The organism is Stenotrophomonas sp. STEN031 (genome assembly GCF_056759975.1).
This window is the reverse complement of record NZ_JBRREA010000002.1, coordinates 48058-64960: the sequence shown is the minus strand read 5'-3', so window position 1 is coordinate 64960 and position 16903 is coordinate 48058. Positions and strand designations below refer to the sequence as shown.

Sequence of the window (16903 nt, the reverse complement as noted above, 5' to 3'; positions counted from 1 at the left end):
GGGCAGATGGCCGAGCGGTTTAAGGCACCGGTCTTGAAAACCGGCGAAGGGTCAAACCTTCCGTGGGTTCGAATCCCACTTTGCCCGCCAGACATGTGGAGAAGCCGCTGGAAACAGCGGCTTTTCTGCGTTTGTGAGTGGTGGACACGGCGCGGGCATCCGCGTTGCAATGACACCGGTGGCGGACATCCAGGACAGTTCCGCTGGTAAAATGGACACGGCTTGGGGGAGCTGCGCGCCCGGGCATGCATGGGCTTGTCGCGGCACTACCTTCCAGCGTCCGCGTCGAGATCCATGGATTTACGAAAACTTATTCTGGTGCTCACCTTGATCGGAGCACTGGTGCCGTTCGCCAATACGTTCTATGCCAGCTATACGGTGCAGCGCCAGCAATTGGTGGACACCACCCTGGATGGCAACTATGCCTACGCCAACAAGCTGGCCAAGAGCACGGAAGACTTCCTGCAGGCGTCGCAGTTGCAGCTGGCCTATACCGCGCAACTGCTCGCGCTGAAAATGGACGATGTATCCAAGTTGGAGGAGGAAGCCGCGCGCCTGCGCATGATGAGCAAGAGCTTCAACTCCATCACCATCTTCGACGCAGGTGGCAAGGTATTGGCGACCTCGCCCGAAACCCTGGGGCTGCAGGGTCGGGTATTGGGCAGCGAAGCGGTGAAGACTGCATTGCGCGAGAAGCGACCGCTGATCAGCGCGCCCTACCAATCGGCAACCGGCAACTTCATCGTTTTCATCAACCACCCGATAATTTCCGCATCGGGCCGCTATCTCGGCGCGGTGGGCGGCGCGATCTACCTGCAGAAGGAAAACATCCTTGACCGCCTGCTCGGCCAGCATTTCTATGTTGATGGCTCCTATCTGTTCGTGGTCGATCAGCAGAAGCGCATCATCTATCACCCGAATCCGGACCGGATCGGTGACTTCGTGGAGAAGAACGTCGTCGTCGACCGCGTCGCCACTGGCGTGGCGGGGAAGGGGCCCACGGTCAATTCGCAAGGCGTGAAAATGCTGGCCGGCTACGCGCCGGTTGCATCGACGGGGTGGGGCATCGTTGCCCAACGTCCCGAGGCGGCCACGCTTGCGCCGTTGACCCAGCTGATGCAGGGAACCTTGTACCGTGCGTTGCCGGCAACGATCCTGACCTTGGTCCTGATACTGTGGAGTGCGCGGTTGATCTCGCGCCCGCTGCGCTTGCTGGCCGATGGCGCCCGCAAGATGGAGGATCCGTCTTCGGCCAAGGACATCCGCTCGGTCAAGTCCTGGTACTTCGAGTCGCGTGAGCTCAAAAAGGCCCTGTTGATCGGCATTGACGCGATCCACAAGAGCTTCAGCAAGCTGCGCGAGGACACCACCACGGACCCCTTGACCAAGCTGGGCAACCGGCGCCGACTGGATGAGGCGTTGGCGAACTTCGAGAGTCAGGCCAGCACGTTCTCGGTGATCTCGATCGACATTGATCACTTCAAGATGATCAACGACACCCATGGCCATGATGCCGGCGACGTCGTGTTGCAGCAGCTCGCCCAGCGCATGCGCGAAGCCTGTCGCGCCTACGACGTGCCGTTGCGCGTCGGTGGCGAGGAGTTCCTGATCCTGCTGCCATCCACCACGCTGGCAACGGCAGCGCAGGTCGCCGAACGGCTGCGTGTGGCGGTGGCGGAAATGCAGATCGCCAGGGTGGGTACGATCACGATTTCACTGGGCGTGGCCAACTGGCCACAGAGCAGTTTCGAGATCGAGGCGGTGCTCAAGGCGGCCGATGAGATGCTGTATGCATCCAAGCGCGGCGGCAGGAATCGGGTCTCGGTGCATCAGCGCGAGGCGGGTGCCCGCTTCCACGTCTGACCCGGCGGGCGCGGTCTGCGTCATCTGCGACTCGACGCAGATGGCGTCAAGGCTGCCGGTAGGTGTTTACCTACATACAAGCAAGAGAACTGCTTGCATGATTGCAGACCCGCTGCGAGAGCAGCAGCTTCGTACAGGACGTACCGCATGCAAAGGTCTTTTCTTGGTTTGATCGTAGCCGGCATTTTCTCGCTGCTGCTGGCTGGCTGTGACCAGGAGGGAAATCTGTCACTCACCGGCAAGGCGGCAGAGCTGGAGGCCAGCAGCAAGTTCCAGGTGAGTACGCGGCCGATGCTGAGCAGTACCCAGGCGCTGTCGACCCTGCTGCAGGGCACGGGCTTTGCCGCCGAAGGCCAGGCTTCGCTGCCGGGCTACAGCGACATCGAGTTCTTTCCTATTGCAAGCGCGGATGCAGTCGAGGCGATGCGCGCGTATCCAGCAGGACGCAGGGATGAAGCGCCGATTGATCTGTCCGGCATCGATTTCAGCAAGAGCTTCGCCTTCCTCGTGGCGCACCCGAGCTCCAGTTCGTATGGGGCTATAACCTCTGGCCAGCACGCGACGTTTTTCAGTTCGGTACTGCCGTCCTATGAAAAGGACAAGGTGGTGTTGCGCATCGATGCCAGCAGGCTGGGGGAGATCGATCCCATGACCGCCCTGGGCGGCAACTGGGAGGGCAGCATCTATGCGGTCGAGCGGCGCGGGCGTGACAAGCTGGAAGTGCGGCTTTATGACGAAAGCTATGTCTACTCGCTTGCCGCAGATGCGGCCACCGGCATGCCCGAGGGAGCTGCGGCAACCGCGCAGTAAGGCGGGGGCCACCCCGTTCCCGATCAGGGTGCGGGCGGCTGCAGGACGTGGCGAGCGTGGCTTGACGTAAAATGACCGGGTCGGGCTTGGCCCTGGTTGTCGGAGTTGTATCCATGTTTTCTGAGGCGTGCAGCGTGTCTGCTGCGGTACAGGTGCTGGCCCAGGCCTGTCCCGGGCGCGGGTGGGTTGTCTCCGGTAGCCGGCAATGACGGAAGGTCCCGCCAACGCAGATACCGAAGCGGCAGTCGACACGCATTGGATGCGCCAAGCCTTGGCCTTGGCTGACCGCGCGCAGCGCGAGTTCGATGAGATTCCGGTAGGTGCGGTTCTGGTCGGCGCCGATGGCGCGCTGCTGGGGGAGGGCTGGAACCTCAATATCGCCCACCATGATCCCAGCGCCCATGCCGAGATCGTGGCCATGCGCCAGGCCGGCAAGGCCCTGGGAAACCATCGCCTGGTCGGCAGCACCTTGTACGTGACGCTGGAGCCCTGCGCGATGTGCGCGATGGCGCTAGTGCACGCACGCATCGCGCGGGTGGTGTATGCCGCCACCGATCCCAAGACCGGTGCCTGTGGCAGTGTGTTCGATCTGCTCACCGATCCGCGCCATAACCACCGCGTGCAGGTGCAGGGTGGGGTGCTGGCACAGGAGGCCAGCCTGCGACTGAGCAATTACTTCCGGGCCAAGCGTGGACGCCCGTTGCTGACACCCGACGACCTTTGACGCAACCCCTACCTTGGGCAGGGGTATCATGTGCGCTTCGATATTCCGGCCGTTCGGCGATTGACCGTCGGCCCCAAGCATGAGGCAGCACATGGCGGACAACAGCGCAGGCAACGATCGGTTGATCTGGATTGACCTGGAAATGACCGGTCTGGATACGGACAACGATTCCATCATCGAGATCGCCACCGTCGTCACCGATGGTCAACTCAATGTGCTGGCCGAGGGCCCCGAGTTCGCCATCAACCATTCGCTGGCCACGCTGGAAGCGATGGACGAGTGGAACCGCAACCAGCACCAGCGTTCAGGCCTGTGGCAGCGGGTGCTGGACAGTAGCACCAGCATGGGCCAGGCCGAAGCCAGGACCATTGCCTTCCTGCAGGACTGGATCAAGGCCGGTGCCTCGCCGATGTGTGGCAACTCGATCTGCCAGGATCGCCGCTTCCTGCACCGGCAGATGCCGCGGTTGGAGAAGTATTTCCATTACCGCAACCTGGACGTGTCCACGATCAAGGAGCTGGCCAAGCGCTGGTCGCCGGCCGTAGCCGCAGGGGTGAGCAAGACTTCCAGCCATACCGCGCTCAGTGATGTGCAGGACTCCATCGCCGAGCTGCGTCATTACCGGCAGTTCATGGGTGTGCTGGCGGGCGTGCCGGAAGCAGGCTGAATCGGATGACCGGGCTTGCTCTGCGTCTGCAAGACAACGCGCAGGATCTGGCCGATCTGGAACGTGCCGTTGGCTTGCTGGAGTCGCCCACGCTCACCGCCCGGATGGCCAACCTGATTGGTGGACCACTGGAATTTGCGGTGCGCAAGCTGCCGACAGCGGTGTCCTCGCGCATCCAGGGCGTCACCGAGGCGGCCCTGTACAAGGCTGCGCAGACGGCGTTGTGGACCATGGACAACAAGCAGCCCGGCAAGCCGGCCTCGCCGCGCCTGCACAAGCTGGCGGCGGCTGCGTCCGGTGCGCTGGGCGGGGCAGGTGGGCTGCCCGCGCTGGCGATCGAACTGCCGCTGTCGACCACCATCATCATGCGCGCGGTCGCCGATGTTGCCCGCAGTGAAGGTTTTGATCTGAGCGAGATGGCGACCCGCCAGGCCTGTCTGGAAGTGTTCGCGTTGGGTGGCAACTCCGGCCAGGACGATGCCAGCGAGACCGGCTATTACCTGGCACGCGGCTTCACCACCGAGGTGATGCGTCATCTTTCGGCGGAGTTGGCTGGTACCGCGATCAGTGGCAGTCACGGTGTACTGCTGGGCCTGGGCCCGAAGGAGGCCGGCAAGTGGCTGGCCAGAATCGTGGAGAAGATCGCCGCCCGCTTCGGTGTGGTGGTCTCGGAGAAATTTGTTGCCCAAGCAGTGCCGGTGATCGGCGCGGTGGCTGGTGCCACCTTGAACACCATGTTCACTGCTTACTACCAGGACATGGCCCGCGGACATTTCATCATCAAGCGGCTGGAGTCGAAGTATGGTTTCGATACCGTGAGGCTGGCCTACGGCGGGATTACCGGCCGCCTGCGTCTTTGATGCTGCCTTCCCTGCGCGGGTAGTCTGTCAGGGCGTTGCCTTCACCTGTTGCGAAGCCCATTCTGGCTAGCCTGTGTCCTTCCTACGGAGCGAGGTGGTCATGAGCCAGTACAAGATCGCGGTTTTCGTCGGCAGTCTGCGCAAGGAATCCATCAATCGGCGGCTGGCACTTGCGTTGGAGAAGCTGGCCGGCGACCGCGTCAAGTTCGACTACATACAGATCGGTGACATACCGCTGTACAACCAGGATCACGATAGCCAGTTCCCGGCGCAGGGTACGCGCATGAAGAACCAGGTGCGTGCCGCCGATGCGGTGCTGTTCGTCACCCCTGAGTACAACCGTTCGATTCCCGGCGTGTTGAAGAACGCCATCGATACTGCCTCGCGCCCATACGGCGACAACGCCTTTGCCGGCAAACCGGCGGCGGTGGTCGGCGCCTCCATTGGTGCCATCGGCAGTGCGCTGGCCCAGCAGCATCTGCGCAATGTGCTGGTATTCGTCGACCTGGCGGTGATGCCGCAGCCGGAGGCTTTCCTGCACTTCAAGGAAGGTTTGATCGAGGCCGATGGCAGCATCAGCAACGACGGCACCCGCCAGTTCCTGCAGGGCTTTGTCGACAAGTTCCTGGCCTGGATCGAGCGCCAACGCCAGGCCTGAGGCCCCGCGAGGCGGGCGCCACACATGCGATAATCCGCATCCGGTGCTGCAACGGCGCCGGGTGCTTGTTTCTGTATGCCAGCCGAACCCTGAGCTCCCATGGACTTGGGTTGTGGACAGGTTATCCACAGACTTGTACGTATCCCGGTGGGCTATGCCCACCTACCATGGCCGCACGGCCTTATTGCAGGAATAACGCTTTTCATGTCCGCCCGTACTGGTTTCCGTTCCGACCGCGACCGCGGTGACCGCAATGACCGCTCCGATCGCAGCGAGCAGCGCATCGACGCTTTGCGCGTGCCCCCTCATTCAGTAGAAGCCGAGCAGGCCGTGCTGGGTGGCCTGATGCTGGCACCCGAGGCCTATGACCGGGTCAACGAGGCACTGACTGACAAGGATTTCTACCGGCGCGATCACCAGTTGATCTACCGCGCGATCCGTGAGCTGTCCGAGCGCGATCGCCCGTTCGATGCGGTGACCCTGGGTGAATGGTTCGAATCACAGGGCAAGCTGGACATGGTGGGCGATGGCGCCTATCTGATCGAACTGGCCAGCACCACGCCGTCGGCCGCCAATATCGGTGCCTATGCCGAGATCGTGCGCGACAAGGCTGTGCTGCGGCAGCTGATCCAGGTCGGCACCGACATCGTCAACGATGGCTTCCAGCCCGAAGGGCGCGACAGTTCGGAGTTGTTGCAGACTGCGGAAAAATCGGTGTTCGCGATCGCCGAACAGGGCGCGCGCGGGCGTACCGACTTCGTGGCGATGCCGGGCGCACTGAAGGACGCCTTCGAAGAACTGCGCAATCGCTTCGAGAACGGCGGCAACATCACCGGTCTGCCGACCGGTTACAACGATTTCGATGCGATGACCGCCGGCCTGCAGCCGACCGATCTGATCATCCTGGCCGCGCGTCCGGCCATGGGCAAGACCACCTTCGCCTTGAACATCGCCGAATACGCGGCGATCAAGTCGAAGAAGGGTGTGGCGGTGTTCTCGATGGAAATGTCCGCATCGCAGCTGGCGATGCGCCTGATCTCTTCCAACGGCCGCATCAATGCGCAGCGCCTGCGTACCGGTCAGCTTGAGGACGAGGACTGGAGCCGCGTGACCGGCGCCATCCGCATGCTGAAGGAAACCAAGATATTCATCGACGATACGCCTGGCGTGTCGCCCGAAGTGCTGCGTTCCAAGTGCCGCCGGCTCAAGCGCGAGCACGATCTTGGTCTGATCGTGATCGACTACCTGCAGCTGATGAGCGTGCCGGGCAACAGTGAGAACCGCGCGACCGAAATCTCGGAAATCTCGCGTTCGCTCAAGGGGCTGGCCAAGGAACTGCACGTGCCAGTGATTGCGCTGTCGCAGCTCAACCGCTCCCTGGAAACCCGTACCGACAAGCGCCCTGTGATGGCTGACCTTCGCGAATCCGGCGCTATCGAGCAGGATGCGGACATGATCGTCTTCATCTACCGCGATGATTACTACAACAAGGAAAATTCGCCGGACAAGGGCCTGGCCGAGATCATCATCGGCAAGCACCGTGGTGGTCCCACCGGTTCATGCAAGCTGAAATTCTTCGGTGAGTACACCCGCTTTGACAACCTGAGCCACGATTCGGTGGGTTCGTTCGAATAAGCGGGAGCAGCTGCATGTCCACCGCCATTGTCTGGTTCCGCCGCGACCTGCGACTGCGTGACAACCCGGCGTTGCAGGCCGCGATTGAAGCGGGCCACGATGTCATCCCGGTCTACATCCATGCGCCGCACGAGGAGGGCGCATGGGCACCAGGCGCAGCCTCCGACGCCTGGTTGCATCATTCGCTGCAGCAGCTCGATGCACAGCTGCGCGCCATCGGCTCGGCGCTGCTGCTACGCAGCGGCGACAGCATGGCCCAGCTGCAGGCCCTGATTGCCGAAAGCGGCGCCGAGGCAGTCTATTGGAACCGCAAGTACGAGCCCGCCACGCAGCCGCGTGATGCGGGGATCAAGCGTGGCCTGCGCGGGCAAGGTGTGCAGGTGGAAAGCCATAACGGCTACCTGCTGTTCGAGCCCTGGGAGCTGGCCACGCTGCAGGGCGGCCCGTACAAGGTGTTCACCCCGTTCTGGCGCAATGCACTGACCCGCTGGCGGCTGGCCGAACTGTCCGAAGCACCACGCACGTTGAGCACGCCGGCGTTGTCGGGCCTGCCCTTGCAGGCGCTGGGCCTGAAGCCGCGTCTGGGCTGGGATGCGGGTTTCTGGGAGCATTGGCAACCGGGTGAGGCGGGCGCACAGGAAGCGCTGGAGGTTTTTGCCGAGGGTGCGCTCAATGGCTACCGCGAGCAGCGCGACCTGCCGGATCGCACCGGCACTTCGTTGTTGTCACCGCACCTGCATTTCGGCGAGATCGCACCGTGGCGCATCGCCCATACCCTGGAAGGAATGCGTAGCGCCGGCCGCGATGGGGACATCGATGGCTACATCCGGCAGCTGGGGTGGCGTGAGTTTTCCTGGCATCTGCTGCATCACTTCCCGCAGACCAGCGACGTCAACCTCAATCCGCGCTTCGAGCGCTTCGCCTGGGCGCCGGCGCAGCCGGAAATGCTGGCAGCCTGGCAGCAGGGGCGTACCGGGATTCCCATCATCGATGCCGGCATGCGCGAACTGTGGGCGACCGGTTACATGCACAACCGGGTACGGATGCTGGTGGGCAGCTACCTGTGCAAGCACATGCGCATGCATTGGAAGGAGGGCGCACGCTGGTTCTGGGACACCTTGGTCGATGCCGACCTGGCCAACAACAGCATGGGGTGGCAGTGGATCGGCGGAACGGGGGCGGATGCAGCACCGTATTTCCGTATCTTCAATCCGGTGACGCAGGCGCAGAAATTCGATCCGCAGGCACGCTATATCAGCCGTTGGCTGCCCGAGCTGGCCGCGCTGCCACTCAAGGCACGGTTCGCGCCGTGGCAGTTCCCGCAACTGCTGGCCGAACACGCGCCGGGCTATCCGACGCAGCCGTTGGTGGATCTGGCGCAGGGCCGCGACGCGGCGTTGGCGGCCTACCAGCGCTGTCGCTGACACGGGCTTAACGCTGAAGACAGTTAGATGAATGGATACCCTTGAGCAAGGTATGGGCTCACGCAGGTAATGCTTCGCGGTGTTTATGCTTGCCCGGCAAATCCACGCTGGCCAGTCCGGCCTATCAGGAGACTCAGATGACCACCCTTACTGTTGTTCGCAATCTTTCCATTGGCTTGGTGGCGGCAGCCGTCCTCTCGGCCTGCGCTACCGGTGGCTCGTATGTGCAGCAGGACCAGTACGGTAATCAGACCCAGCAGCAGAACAAGACCGGCAAGGGCGCGCTGATCGGTACGGCCATTGGCGTGGCGGCAGGTCTGCTCAGCGGTGGTGATGCCACCGAGCGTCGCCAGCGTGCAATGGTCGGTGCCGGCATCGGCGCGCTTGGCGGTGCAGCGATCGGCAACTACCAGGACCGTCAGGAGCGCGCACTGCGTGAGCGTACTGCCAATACCGGTATCGACGTGCAGCGCGAGGGCGACAACATCACCTTGAACCTGCCGGACGGCATTACCTTCGATTTCAACAAGACCACGCTGAAGCCGCAGTTCTATGGTGCGCTCAACGGTGTTGCCAGCACCTTGAGCGAGTACAACCAGACCATGATCGAGGTGGTCGGCCACACCGACAGCATCGGTACCGATGCGGTGAACAACCGTATTTCCAAGGAGCGCGCCGATGCAGTGGCCGCTTATCTTGCCGCACAGGGTGTGCAGCGTGAGCGTATTGAAACCCTTGGTGCAGGCAAGGCTTACCCGATTGCCGACAACAGCACCGACGCTGGCCGCGCGCAGAATCGCCGCGTCGAGATCCGGGTGATCCCGCTGCGTTCGTGATCGCAGCAATCACTTGATGATGTAAACGAAGGGCCGCGCAAGCGGCCCTTTTTTACTCCCTCCCTTGCGCCGCAGGCGTAGGGGAGGGCGGGGGAAGGGTAGTTTTGGCTGTTGTTTTGGCTGTTGCTATTGCTCCGGCTGTTGCCTAGGCTTTGGCTGTCGCTTTGACTTTCATTTTGGCTGTTGCGGCTGTTGCGGCTGTTGCGGCTGTTGCGGCTGTTGCGGTTGCTGCGGTTGCTGCGACTGCTGTGGCTGTTGTTGCTTTGGCTTTGCTGTGGCTTTGGCTTTGCTGTGGCTTTGCGCTTGCTCTGGCTGCTGCTTTTATTCCCTTCTCCCGCTTGCGGGAGAAGGTGGTGCGCAGCACCGGATGAGGGGTCTTTTGCTTTTGCTTTTGCTGTGGCTTTGGCTCGCGGAAAGTCCAGTGCGCGCACTGCGGAAGCAAGGGCAAAAGCAAAGCGAAAGCTACCCCTCCCCAACCCTCCCCTACGCCTGCGGCGCAAGGGAGGGGGCTGAGCCAAAGCCAAAGCTCAAGCTAAAGCCAAAGCTAAAGCCAAAGCCAAAGCTACTCCGCCACTACCACGCTGTTGCGTCCCTTGCCCTTGGCCTCATACAGCGCGGCATCGGCGCGTGCGAACCAGTCTTGCCAACGCTGCTCGCCGGCATACATCGCTGCCCCTACCGAAATGGTGATGCGGCCGCCTGGTCCGCGCAGCGATTCATGGACCGCCTTGCGCAGGCGTTCGGTAAAACGGGCCAGCGCTTCGCGACTCCCGGTATCGGCAAGAACCACGAATTCCTCGCCACCAAAGCGAAATACCTGATCGTTCTCACGAAGTTCAAAGCGCAGGATTGCCGCCAGGTCGGACAGGGCGGTATCACCGGCACCGTGCCCATAGTGATCATTGACCTCTTTGAAATTGTCGATGTCGATCACCACCAGGCCCTGCCGGAAGCGCTCATTGCGTACGCCGTTGATATGCGCCTGCAATGACTTTTCCAACGCCCGCCGGTTTGGCACGCCGGTCAAAGCATCCAGTGATACCAGCATCTCCAGGCGGATACGGTCGCCCTGCAGGCGGCGGGAGAAGTGGTAGCCAAAGCCGAACACCAGCACAATCACGGTCAATGCCTGCAACCGGGCAGGTTGGCCCAGCAGCACGTCCGGCATCAGCAGCAGGCCCGCGACCAGCATCAGATTGAGCGGGGTTGCAATCTGGTTGCGGACGATGAAGAAATTGGACATCAGCGTCAGGTAGGTCCAAGGCAGCGCATCGCTGCCCAGTTGCCAGGCGGACAGCAGGCTGCCGCCGACCGTGGCCAGGCACAGCAGCACACCACCGATTTCCAGCCGTGGCCTGCGCTGATGGATCCAAATGCTTGCCAGCAAGGCCAGTGCCGACAGCAGGCCGCTCGCCGCCGCAGCAGGACGATGCCCGTCAAACCACAGCCAAACCCCGAAAAAGAGCAGTGCCAGGGTCGTCACCGGGGCGATGGTGCGCAGCGGCACACTGCGCAATGCCTGCGGTAAGGAGGGGGGCGGTTTCGCGGGGACGTTGCGGTCCATATGGCGCGAAAGATAGCAGCGGCAATGTGTTTTCCGCATTCACCTGAATAGCGGTGCTTAGCCGCTGGCGGGCTTTGTGCAGATGGAGTACAAATGTACTCCATGAACCCCCTGAGCCCCCGCCGCGCTGCCATCCTTCGCTATATCCGTGACCAGGTGAATGGGCGCGGGCAGGCGCCTTCATTGGCGGAAATTGCTGCTGCCTGCGGGCTGGCGTCACGCGGCGCGGCGCGTAAACACGTGTTGGCCTTGAGCGAGGCGGGCCTGATCGAGGTGGCTGCCGGGCAGGCGCGCGGCATCCGCCCGGTGGGGCAGCTGGGGCGGGCGTCGGAAGTGTTGCAGGTGCCCATCCTTGGACGGGTCGCCGCTGGCGCGCCGATCGGTGCCGATGCCGAACTGGTCGATACCCTGGTGCTGGATGAACGCCTGTTCTCGCTCAGCCCGGATTACCTGCTGCGGGTGCAGGGCGATTCGATGATCGACGACGGTATTCTCGATGGCGATCTGGTCGGGGTCAGGCGCAGCAGCGATGCGCGCAACGGACAGACGGTGGTGGCGCGACTGGACGGTGAGCTGACCATCAAGCGGCTCTCACGCAGCGGCACCCAACTGCGGCTGCTGCCGCGTAACCCGGCCTATGCACCGATTGAAGTGCGGCACGATCAGGACTTCGCCATCGAAGGCGTGTTCTGTGGTCTGGTCCGGCGTGGCTGATGGGCGCGGTTGTTGCCCTTGACAGCCTGCTGCACGAGCGCCGGGTCTGGCGTGGTCGGCCTGCGCCGCTGCCGGCCAGCCGCCAGCCGACGGGTTATGCGCAACTGGATGATGTGCTGCCTACTGGTGGCTGGCCGGAGTCCGCGTTGAGCGAGATTCTGTTGCCGGCCGAAGGCGTGGGTGAATTGCAGCTGCTATGGCCCTCGCTGGCCCGCTTGACCCAGGCCGGCGAGCGCGTGGTGCTGGTGGCACCGCCGCATATCCCGTATGCACCGGCCTGGCAGGCAGCGGGTATCGACCTGCGTCAGTTGCAGGTGGTGCAGGCCAATGATCCGCGTGATGCGCTGTGGGCGACTGAGCAATGCCTGCGTTCGGGTAGCTGCGGTGCCGTGTTGTGCTGGCCGCAGATGGCCGAAGACAAGGCGTTGCGACGCCTGCAGGTGGCGGCCGAATCAGGGCAGACGTTGGGTTTTGCCAGCCGGCCGTTGCAGGCGGCCAGGAATCCTTCGCCAGCGGCCTTGCGTATCGCCATCGATGCGCAGCCAGCGCAGCTGCGGGTGTTGAAGTGTCGCGGCGGCATGGTGCCGCCACGTCCGTTGCCCTTCGCCCGGGAGCGGTAAGCCATGCGTTGGGCCTGCATTCTATTGCCGCATCTGGCCATGGACGGTGTGCTGCGTGGCTGCGCCGAGCCGGAGGCTGCGCGTGTACTGATCAGCGGGCCCAGCCAGCGGCGGGTGTTGCATGCGGTCAATCCGGCGGCGGCTGCGCTGGGCCTGAAGCCAGGGCAGTCACTGGTGACGGCACAGGCACTGGCAACCGGATTTGAGATACACCCGTATGAGCCGGATGCACAGTCGGAATGGCATCGTTTCCTCGCGGCCTGGGCGTATCAATTCAGTTCGCAGGTAAGCCTGCAATATGCGCAATCGCTGATCATCGAAATCGAGCACAGCCTGGCGCTGTTCGGGCCGTGGCCGAAATTCGAGGCGCGCCTGCGGCAGGAGTTGGACGCCTTGGGCTTCCGTCACCGCATCGCATTGGCGCCCAATCCGGTAGCTGCACGCGCATTGGCCAATGCGCGCGATGGCCTGAGCGTGGATGAGGCCGGGCTGGCGGCACTGCTCGGGCAATTGCCGGTGGCGCGGGCTGGCTTTGGTGGCAGTGCCTCGGCGGCGTTCGCGCGCATGGGCATCCGCACTGTCAAGCAATTGCAGGGCTTGCCACGGGCCAGCATCAACCGTCGCTTTGCGCCGGATGTACTGCGGCAGCTGGATGCCTTGCTCGGCGAGCGGGCCTTTGTATTGCAGCCATATCAGCCGCCGGATGTGTTCGAACTGCGCATCGAGCTGGGCTATGAAGTGGAATCCTCGCAGGCCCTGCTGTTCCCGTTGCGACGCCTGACTTCGGACCTTGCCGCGTTTCTTGCCGGCCGTGACGGCAGCGTGCAGCGTTTTGCGCTGTTGCTGGAGCACGAGGACCGGCCGACCACCACACTGGAGATCGGCCTGCTCGCGGCCGAGCGTGATGCCAGCCTGTTGTTCGAGATCGCACGTAGCCGTTTGGAGCAGGCAAAGATACCGGCACCGGTGCGTCAGTTTGGCCTTCGTGCCGATCAGTTGCCGGCGTTTGTGCCGGAACACCGCGAGCTGTTCGATACCCGTCCGCAGCAGAGCATGCCGTGGGAACAGCTGCGCGAACGCCTGCGCGCGCGTCTGGGCGATCAATCCGTGCACGGGCTACGCGTGCATGCCGACCATCGCCCCGAATATGCCTGGCGTGGCGAGGCGGCTCCAGCTGCAGGTTCAACAAGCAACAGCCTGCCGTCACCCGTACGTCCCGGTTGGTTGCTGCGCACGCCACAGCCTTGGCCGGGGGCAAGCCCGGAATTGCTGTCGGCGCCAGAACGGATCGAGAGTGGCTGGTGGGACGGCGATGATGTGCGTCGTGATTACTACCGGGTCAGCACCCGTTTTGGCCAGCAGGCATGGGCCTGGCGTGAGGTGGGCAGCGAGGGCGGCTTCATGCTGCAGGGCTGGTTCGCATGAATGGCGCTTATGCCGAACTGCATTGCCTGTCTGCCTTCAGCTTCCAACGCGGTGCATCGACCGCGGATGAATTGTTCGCGCGGGCCAAGGCGCATGGCTACCAGGCCTTGGCCATCACCGACGAATGCACGCTGGCCGGCATCGTGCGCGCCTGGCGCGCGTCCAGGGAAACCGGCTTGCAGCTGATTGTCGGCAGCGAAATTCAACTGGAAAACGGCGCCAAGCTGGTGTTGCTGGTGGAAGACGCCGCAGGTTACCAAGCGCTGTGCTGGCTGATAACACAGGCAAGGCGGCGGGCGGAGAAGGGCGAATACCGGCTGTTGGCCGAGGACCTGGCGTCGATTGATCGCAGCGGCCTGCTGGCCTTGTGGCTGCCTGCGGCACAACCGGAATCTGCCGAGGGCATGCAGTTGCGCGAATGGTTTCCGCAGCGCTGCTGGATTGCAGTGGAACTGCACCACGGTGCCGATGATGAGGCGCGTCTGCAGCAGTTGCAGGCATTGGGTGCGCAGCTGCAGCTGCCCTTGGTGGCCGCCGGCGATGTGCATATGCATGCGCGTGGACGCCGGGCTTTGCAGGATGTGATGACGGCTATCCGCCACCGCGTCACCGTTGCCGAGGCCGGGCAGCGGCTGTTCGCCAATGGCGAGCGGCATCTGCGTCCGCTGCAGGCGTTGCAGGCGATCTATCCCGCCGAGTTGTTGCAGCAGACGCTGTGCATCGCCGAACGCTGCGCCGGGTTTGATCTGAAAGAAGCCGTCGACTATCTGTATCCCAGCGAGGTGGTACCCGCCGGTTACACCGCGCAGCGCTGGCTGGCGGAGCTGGTGACGCGTGGTGCGGGCAAGCGTTGGCCGGACGGTACTCCGCCGCAGGCACAGGCCCTGATCGAGAAAGAACTGGGCCTGATCGCCAAGAAGAAGTACGCCTCGTACTTCCTCACCGTGCATGATCTGGTGGCCTATGCACGCAGCATCGGCATCCTCTGCCAGGGCCGCGGCTCGGCGGCCAATTCGGTAGTGTGCTTCGTGTTGGGCATCACCGAACTTGATCCTTCGCACAGCCATCTGCTGTTCGAACGCTTCATCTCGGATGACCGCGATGAGCCACCCGATATCGACGTGGATTTCGAGCACGAACGACGCGAGGAAGTCATCCAGTACGTGTTCTCACGCTATGGCCGTGAACGCGCTGCCTTGGCTGCCGTGGCGACACAGTACGGTGGGCGCGGCGCCCTGCGTGATGTGGCGCGGGTACTCGGCATGCCCGGCGACGTGATCACCCAGCTGACCTCCTGCGTCGGCCATTGGTCGGACAGCATTCCCGATGCCGAACGCCTGCGCGAACACGGCTTCGACCCGGACAGCCCGTTGTTGCGACGCATCCTGATACTGGCCAACGAGCTGATCGATTTCCCGCATTACCTTTCACAGCATCCAGGCGGTTTCGTCATTTCCGAGCGTGCCCTACACAGCATGGTGCCGGTGGAAAACGCCGCGATGGAGGCGCGTACCGTCATCCAGTGGGACAAGGATGACCTGGAAGCGCTGGGACTGATGAAGGTCGATGTATTGGCCTTGGGCATGCTCACCGCGGTGCGCCGTTGCTTCGATCTGATTCAACGCTATCGTGGTCTGCATTTCACCCTGGCGACGATTCCGCAGGAGTGCGGTGACACCTACGAGATGATCAGTCGCGCCGATACCATCGGTGTGTTCCAGATCGAATCCCGAGCGCAGATGGCGATGCTGCGCAGGTTGCAACCTCGCACCTTCTACGATCTGGTGATCGAGGTCGCCATCGTACGTCCCGGGCCGATCCAGGGCGACATGGTGCATCCATACCTGCGTCGGCGTAGGAAGGAGGAGCTGATCAGCTATCCCTCCAGAGCATTGGAAGCGGTGCTTGAACGCACCTTGGGCGTGCCGCTTTTCCAGGAACAGGTAATGCAGATCGCGATGGTGGCGGCGGGCTACAACGCCAGCGAAGCCGATGGTCTGCGTCGTTCGATGGCAGCTTGGAAACGCCACGGTGGGCTGGAGCCGCATCGGCTTAAACTCACCGAAGGGATGCTGGAGCGCGGCTATCCGCTGGCGTTCGCCGAGCGCATCTTCGAGCAGATCAAGGGCTTCGGCAGCTATGGTTTTCCAGAAAGCCATGCGGCCAGCTTCGCGTTGATCGCCTATGCCAGCAGTTGGCTGAAATGCCACCATCCAGCCGAGTTCACCTGCGCACTGCTCAACAGCCAGCCGATGGGTTTCTACAGCCCGGACCAGCTGCTGCAGGACGTGCGCCGGCATGGCGTGGCAACGCGGCCGCTGGATGTGCGTTACAGCGGCTGGGAGTGCTCGCTGGAATGGGAACGCGACAGTGAGCGATTGGCGATCCGCCTGGGCTTTTGCCTGGTGCGCGGTTTCAATGCGGAAGACGCATTGCGGATCGAACAGGCGAGGGCGCAGGCGGTGTTTACCGATATCGCCGATCTGTGCCGGCGGGCCGACCTGGATGCGCGTGCACGGGCCTTGCTGGCCGATGCCGGCGCCTTGCGTGGCATGGTCGGTAACCGCCATCGGGCGCGCTGGGCGATTGCCGGTGTCGAGGCCCAGCGACCGCTGTTTGATGATCAGCCGGCGACCGCCGAGGCTGACGTCGCCTTGCCGATGCCCAGTGTCGGCGAGGATCTGAACGCGGATTACGCTCTGCTGGGAACCACGCTGGAGCTGCATCCGCTGGCCCGTCTGCGACGACAGCTGAGCGCGCGCCGTTGCCGCAGTTCCAGGGAGCTGGAAAGCATGCGCAGTACCGGCAATGTGCTGGTGGCCGGGTTGGTGCGCGGCCGGCAGCGGCCGGCAACTGCCAGCGGCGTCACCTTCATCACGTTGGAAGATGAGTTCGGCCAGATCAATGTGGTGGTCTGGCGGCAGCTGGCCGAGCGGCAGCGGCAGGTGTTCCTGGAATCACGGCTGCTGCAGGTCAGTGGACGGCTGGAAGCCGAAAACGGCGTGCGTCATCTGATCGCACGCCGTCTGGATGATCTGTCGCCGCTATTGGGCAGCCTGGACGTTCGCAGCCGTGATTTCCATTGAGCCAGCGCGGAAAACAG

Annotated in this window: 15 protein-coding genes and 1 tRNA gene; 15 read left to right on the top strand and 1 reads right to left on the bottom strand. The window is 63.1% G+C overall.

Annotation, left to right across the window (positions count from 1 at the left end; all coding sequences use genetic code 11):
- The 11 genes from ACVOLQ_RS01260 to ACVOLQ_RS01210 all read left to right on the top strand — a co-directional run bounded on the left by ACVOLQ_RS01260 (position 1) and on the right by ACVOLQ_RS01210 (position 9848).
- Positions 1–90: transfer RNA gene (locus ACVOLQ_RS01260), tRNA-Ser, on the top strand.
- Between the two features lie 228 nt (positions 91–318).
- Complete coding sequence (locus ACVOLQ_RS01255; protein WP_481526781.1) at positions 319–1863, top strand: sensor domain-containing diguanylate cyclase; 1545 nt, start codon at positions 319–321, stop codon at positions 1861–1863.
- A gap of 147 nt (positions 1864–2010) precedes the next feature.
- On the top strand, positions 2011–2673 hold the full coding sequence (locus tag ACVOLQ_RS01250; protein WP_481526780.1) for a hypothetical protein: 663 nt from the start codon (positions 2011–2013) through the stop codon (positions 2671–2673).
- Positions 2674–2878: 205 nt separating this feature from the next.
- Complete coding sequence (gene tadA, locus ACVOLQ_RS01245) at positions 2879–3397, top strand: tRNA adenosine(34) deaminase TadA (protein WP_313172177.1); 519 nt, start codon at positions 2879–2881, stop codon at positions 3395–3397.
- Between the two features lie 91 nt (positions 3398–3488).
- The gene (orn, locus tag ACVOLQ_RS01240) at positions 3489–4064 is read left to right on the top strand and encodes an oligoribonuclease (RefSeq protein ID WP_313492798.1); all 576 of its coding nucleotides are present in this window, start codon (positions 3489–3491) and stop codon (positions 4062–4064) included.
- Positions 4065–4069: 5 nt separating this feature from the next.
- Entirely contained in the window at positions 4070–4924 is an 855-nt protein-coding gene (locus tag ACVOLQ_RS01235; RefSeq protein WP_313172173.1) for an EcsC family protein, read from the top strand.
- A gap of 100 nt (positions 4925–5024) precedes the next feature.
- Entirely contained in the window at positions 5025–5582 is a 558-nt protein-coding gene (locus ACVOLQ_RS01230) for an NADPH-dependent FMN reductase (RefSeq protein WP_313172170.1), read from the top strand.
- 204 nt (positions 5583–5786) lie between these two features.
- Positions 5787–7217: a replicative DNA helicase gene (locus ACVOLQ_RS01225; RefSeq protein ID WP_303749900.1), complete on the top strand. Its 1431-nt coding sequence runs from the start codon at positions 5787–5789 to the stop codon at positions 7215–7217.
- A gap of 14 nt (positions 7218–7231) precedes the next feature.
- The gene (locus ACVOLQ_RS01220) at positions 7232–8641 is read left to right on the top strand and encodes a cryptochrome/photolyase family protein (protein WP_481526779.1); all 1410 of its coding nucleotides are present in this window, start codon (positions 7232–7234) and stop codon (positions 8639–8641) included.
- Between the two features lie 137 nt (positions 8642–8778).
- On the top strand, positions 8779–9477 hold the full coding sequence (locus ACVOLQ_RS01215; protein WP_313172166.1) for a YiaD family glycine zipper/OmpA-like lipoprotein: 699 nt from the start codon (positions 8779–8781) through the stop codon (positions 9475–9477).
- Between the two features lie 164 nt (positions 9478–9641).
- The gene (locus ACVOLQ_RS01210; RefSeq protein WP_481526778.1) at positions 9642–9848 is read left to right on the top strand and encodes a hypothetical protein; all 207 of its coding nucleotides are present in this window, start codon (positions 9642–9644) and stop codon (positions 9846–9848) included.
- Positions 9849–10039: 191 nt separating this feature from the next.
- On the opposite strand, the gene ACVOLQ_RS01205 is transcribed toward ACVOLQ_RS01210, so the two are convergent.
- Positions 10040–10984, bottom strand: coding sequence for a GGDEF domain-containing protein (locus tag ACVOLQ_RS01205; RefSeq protein ID WP_481526777.1), 945 nt, complete (start codon positions 10982–10984; stop codon positions 10040–10042).
- 159 nt (positions 10985–11143) lie between these two features.
- Between ACVOLQ_RS01205 and lexA the strand changes: the two genes are divergently transcribed.
- From lexA to ACVOLQ_RS01185, 4 genes are read left to right on the top strand one after another with little or no spacing between them, the layout of a single operon-like run.
- Positions 11144–11755, top strand: a complete 612-nt coding sequence (gene lexA / locus ACVOLQ_RS01200) for a transcriptional repressor LexA (RefSeq protein ID WP_481526776.1) — start codon at positions 11144–11146, stop codon at positions 11753–11755.
- The gene (gene imuA / locus ACVOLQ_RS01195) at positions 11755–12375 is read left to right on the top strand and encodes a translesion DNA synthesis-associated protein ImuA (protein ID WP_313172158.1); all 621 of its coding nucleotides are present in this window, start codon (positions 11755–11757) and stop codon (positions 12373–12375) included. The genes lexA and imuA overlap by 1 nt, the downstream gene beginning before the upstream one ends.
- A gap of 3 nt (positions 12376–12378) precedes the next feature.
- Positions 12379–13800 (top strand): Y-family DNA polymerase, encoded by a 1422-nt coding sequence (locus ACVOLQ_RS01190; protein ID WP_313172156.1) that lies wholly within the window; start codon positions 12379–12381, stop codon positions 13798–13800.
- Positions 13797–16886 carry an error-prone DNA polymerase gene (locus ACVOLQ_RS01185; protein ID WP_481526775.1) on the top strand — a complete coding sequence of 1030 codons (3090 nt, stop codon included), beginning with the start codon at positions 13797–13799 and terminating at the stop codon, positions 16884–16886. The genes ACVOLQ_RS01190 and ACVOLQ_RS01185 overlap by 4 nt, the downstream gene beginning before the upstream one ends.
- Positions 16887–16903 lie beyond the last annotated feature (17 nt).

Excerpts from the sequence above, each read along its gene's own strand:
- ACVOLQ_RS01250 (WP_481526780.1), top strand. The coding sequence starts at position 2,011 with ATGCAAAGGTCTTTTCTTGGTTTGATCGTAGCCGGCATTTTCTCGCTG.
- tadA (WP_313172177.1), top strand. The coding sequence starts at position 2,879 with ATGACGGAAGGTCCCGCCAACGCAGATACCGAAGCGGCAGTCGACACG.
- orn (WP_313492798.1), top strand. The coding sequence starts at position 3,489 with ATGGCGGACAACAGCGCAGGCAACGATCGGTTGATCTGGATTGACCTG.
- ACVOLQ_RS01235 (WP_313172173.1), top strand. The coding sequence starts at position 4,070 with ATGACCGGGCTTGCTCTGCGTCTGCAAGACAACGCGCAGGATCTGGCC.
- ACVOLQ_RS01230 (WP_313172170.1), top strand. The coding sequence starts at position 5,025 with ATGAGCCAGTACAAGATCGCGGTTTTCGTCGGCAGTCTGCGCAAGGAA.
- ACVOLQ_RS01225 (WP_303749900.1), top strand. The coding sequence starts at position 5,787 with ATGTCCGCCCGTACTGGTTTCCGTTCCGACCGCGACCGCGGTGACCGC.
- ACVOLQ_RS01220 (WP_481526779.1), top strand. The coding sequence starts at position 7,232 with ATGTCCACCGCCATTGTCTGGTTCCGCCGCGACCTGCGACTGCGTGAC.
- ACVOLQ_RS01215 (WP_313172166.1), top strand. The coding sequence starts at position 8,779 with ATGACCACCCTTACTGTTGTTCGCAATCTTTCCATTGGCTTGGTGGCG.
- lexA (WP_481526776.1), top strand. The coding sequence starts at position 11,144 with ATGAACCCCCTGAGCCCCCGCCGCGCTGCCATCCTTCGCTATATCCGT.
- imuA (WP_313172158.1), top strand. The coding sequence starts at position 11,755 with ATGGGCGCGGTTGTTGCCCTTGACAGCCTGCTGCACGAGCGCCGGGTC.
- ACVOLQ_RS01190 (WP_313172156.1), top strand. The coding sequence starts at position 12,379 with ATGCGTTGGGCCTGCATTCTATTGCCGCATCTGGCCATGGACGGTGTG.
- ACVOLQ_RS01185 (WP_481526775.1), top strand. The coding sequence starts at position 13,797 with ATGAATGGCGCTTATGCCGAACTGCATTGCCTGTCTGCCTTCAGCTTC.